Below are 3,005 nucleotides of genomic sequence, written 5' to 3'. Positions count from 1 at the left end.
CGAAAACTCGCAACCTGGGATACCGACTACCTGATGGCAGCTCTCCAACTCCGTTAACCTGGACTCGTTGCCCTGCCCGACTCACTGGCTTCGGCCGGACTCACGCAGCAGACCATTGCGGAGCGGCCCTGCTCGGCCGGTTAACGCCCCTCTGGCGAAGGCCGGTTTTGCGCCTTCTCCTCGCGGTCCCAAACCTCGATCCGGAAATTGTCCCCCGCTGTTGTTGCCATGGCTAGGGTCGCGCCTTATGCCACGAGAAAAGCCACTCGAGACAGCTGTCCACCGCCACGAAGACCGGCGGATTATCAAACACAAGCGCGCCCTCGCCTTGCTGGCTTGGGCCAGTCTGCACAGCGGGCGTGCGTCCTGCATGAGATCAAATTGGGCGGAACCCTATCCGCCTCCTTGCGTTCCCCAAAACCGAAAGGAGAACGTTTCATGGCTAAAAGCAAACGCAAGCTTCCCAAGAAGATCGGCGGGTTCAAGGTCCCTAAATCGGTGCGGAAATCGACCCTTTTGCGCAACATGCTAGCGAGCCCGGTCGGCCGAGATCTGCTGGCCAATGCGATTACAGCAGGCGCCGGTGCCGCTGCGGCTGTTTTGGTGCGCGAGCGGGGGGAAATCGCCGACGCCACCAAATCGGCAGCTAAGACCGGGGCCAAGAAATCGGCGCGCGCTGCGGGCTTGGCCACGGATATGGTACAGAGCGCTGCCTCCGCGATGATGGCGGTCGTTTCGGAAGCCGCACACAAAGTTCTGCCGGAACAGAAATCGCGTGGAGACAAGGACCGGGACAGTCGCGCGCGCCGAGCCACGCACTAGAGGCAAGGCGCGTTCCGGACGCTCGCTCCGGCTTGCCGAAATTCGTGGAGCGGCGACTTCTTCAGCCCTATTCGGACACGATTTTACACCGCGTAGAAGGCGCCGCCGCTGTGAGGGCATTGGGGGTGCTGATCCGGAATCATCCCCGAGCTGCACTTGATATGCTTGGCTCTGGCCTTGCCCAGGCCGGCCGAGTCGGCATCCGTGAAATCAAGAATAAGATCAAGGGTAATCATCCCAAAGCTCCACATGCCGGGATGCCGAAGCTTACCAAACGCCAGTTGCGACGGCTCGCTCGCACTGCGTCCGACGAGAGCGGATCATGAAGAGCACAATTGCTGGCCGGCGTACCACTCAATCCGGCTGTGTCCTCTCCGAAATTGCGAATGCCTGAAGCTTCTTCGACTTGGCAGGATCTAGGTGGTCAGCGTTGGAAATGAGAGAATAGAATGCCGCTCTGGCGATGTGCTTCTTTGAAGCCTTCGGGTGCGCCTTTCTCACAGTTTTCATCAACTGCATAGGGGTCATTTCCGGCGTCACGGAACCTGGCCAGCAGGACGTGACTGAAGTGACCAACTGCGTCACTATGTTTGGCTGGGAACACGGATGGGCTAAAGCGAACGCTGGACACTCTGCGCGGCTGGATGAAATAAACCTTCATTCGATCAAGGCCGCAAGCTAAGGACGCAGGCACAACGCCAGAATAAAGGCGGCGGCGAGCAGCATGGCGACTACTCCCCAGTTAATCCGGTAGATCATCGATCGTCTGCCGACATATCCGCGCCATTGCCTGGACAACCGCCAAGGCTGCCATTGTGCGTTTCGTCCTGCCTCCGTTGCGATAGTTGCCGTTCCGCTTGCCTTCAGGTGCGCCACCGCCCGCACCGTGCATGCGACAGACTGCGCTGCCCCTCACCGCTGGCGATCGACACTGGCAACCCGTCCGCTTCGACCGAGCATGACACCGAGGCGCTAGGTTCATGAGGTTGACGTTATTTTTTTCCGTCACCCTGCCCCCCATGCGAGACGTTGCCGACAATAGCTTGGCCGCCTTCGTTCACCGTGACGTGCTTCACGGTGACGTGCTGCTGGCCGCCCGTGCGGTATTTCTTTAGGGCTTCGACCTGGGCCGCGAATGTCCTGGTGAGCTTGTTGAAAGCACGTTCGGCGCTGTCTTGCTGCGGGATAGTTTCGCAGTGAGCAAGGCGGCGGGCGAACGTCATTGTCGCCATGTGCACCGCAGCCATCTGGGATGCCAGCTAGCTTCGATCTGATCCTGCGGTTCAATGCCTTTCACGATCGAGGCGACAAAGGCCGTGCCCTTATCGTCTGGCGTTTTGCCGTGGCTGCCGACATTCACCAGTTGGCGCAGGAGGCCATTGATGAAATCTTCGTCCGATGATCCGAAGGCTTTCCGGGCTGCCGTATGGTCGATAGTGACGGTGCTTCCGTCGATCTTTAAGAGGCGCGACGGGTTCGATTGGTGCGCGTGATCGGGCGCGGGGAGGACTTTTGTTTTTGCCGTCATGGATTAGGCCGCCCATATTTCACGGATGCGATTAGCGGCATCTCATGTGATCGATATTGATTCCCGCTTTTAGCCAGGCTCGCCCCGGCGGCGGCGATCTCACACGCTGCCGCTCTAGTGCAAACTCGATCAGATTGCTGTGGCCAATGGCCGAGATGGGTGGAATATTGCCGAGCGGGCGGTCATTGCGTGAGGCGCTTGCGGCCCATTGCCATTGCCTTGTAGGTTCCCTTCAGATCGACGACAAAGGTCCCCTTGGTTTCCGGAAACACGGTCATTTCATATTTCTTCGCCACGTCGCGCTTAAACTTCGGGTCGTCGGTCAAGATGTAGCCGCCAGAATATCCGCCCTTGAGTTCGTCGCTCGTGCTGGTGGCCACACCCTTATAGAGATGGCCGTCGATAGAGACGAAGATGTCCGACTTGTTCCCGTTCTGAAGGCCGATATCCACCTTCGTGAACACGCCAAGATACCCGACCTCCTGACTTGCGGTAACGCCCATTTGCACCGAACTTGGGATCACGGAAGTCTACGAAAGGAACGTAGGGAGAAGCAGAAGTCGGCAAGATCGTTTTGTAGACAGTGATGGGCTCAAAGGCCGTATGATAGGAGCTTGGCGATTGCCCCTCGGAAGCCTATCTGTCGTTTGAATGA

At 58.5% G+C, this 3,005-nt stretch carries 5 protein-coding genes; 1 reads left to right on the top strand and 4 read right to left on the bottom strand.

Going from position 1 to position 3,005, the window contains the following annotated elements; translation table 11 throughout:
* Positions 1-381 precede the first annotated feature (381 nt).
* A complete protein-coding gene (locus AC0L16_RS33315; protein ID WP_254021559.1) occupies positions 382-822 on the top strand; it encodes a hypothetical protein in 441 nt (146 codons plus the stop codon).
* A gap of 83 nt (positions 823-905) precedes the next feature.
* Here AC0L16_RS33315 and AC0L16_RS33310 read toward each other — a convergent pair whose 3' ends face one another.
* The 4 genes from AC0L16_RS33310 to AC0L16_RS33295 form a co-directional block, all read right to left on the bottom strand.
* On the bottom strand, positions 906-1,058 hold the full coding sequence (locus tag AC0L16_RS33310; protein ID WP_254021560.1) for a hypothetical protein: 153 nt from the start codon (positions 1,056-1,058) through the stop codon (positions 906-908).
* A 756-nt stretch (positions 1,059-1,814) separates the two neighbouring features.
* Positions 1,815-2,054: a hypothetical protein gene (locus AC0L16_RS33305; RefSeq protein WP_473625761.1), complete on the bottom strand. Its 240-nt coding sequence runs from the start codon at positions 2,052-2,054 to the stop codon at positions 1,815-1,817.
* Complete coding sequence (locus tag AC0L16_RS33300; protein ID WP_473625759.1) at positions 2,042-2,350, bottom strand: hypothetical protein; 309 nt, start codon at positions 2,348-2,350, stop codon at positions 2,042-2,044. Before AC0L16_RS33300 ends, AC0L16_RS33305 begins: the two co-directional genes overlap by 13 nt.
* A gap of 182 nt (positions 2,351-2,532) precedes the next feature.
* On the bottom strand, positions 2,533-2,853 hold the full coding sequence (locus tag AC0L16_RS33295) for a hypothetical protein (protein WP_473625758.1): 321 nt from the start codon (positions 2,851-2,853) through the stop codon (positions 2,533-2,535).
* Between the last annotated feature and the right edge of the window lie 152 nt (positions 2,854-3,005).

It is taken from the genome of Mesorhizobium sp. WSM4848 (genome assembly GCF_055811375.1).
Note: the sequence above shows the minus strand (reverse complement) of the source record. Positions and strands in the feature narration are given on the sequence as shown.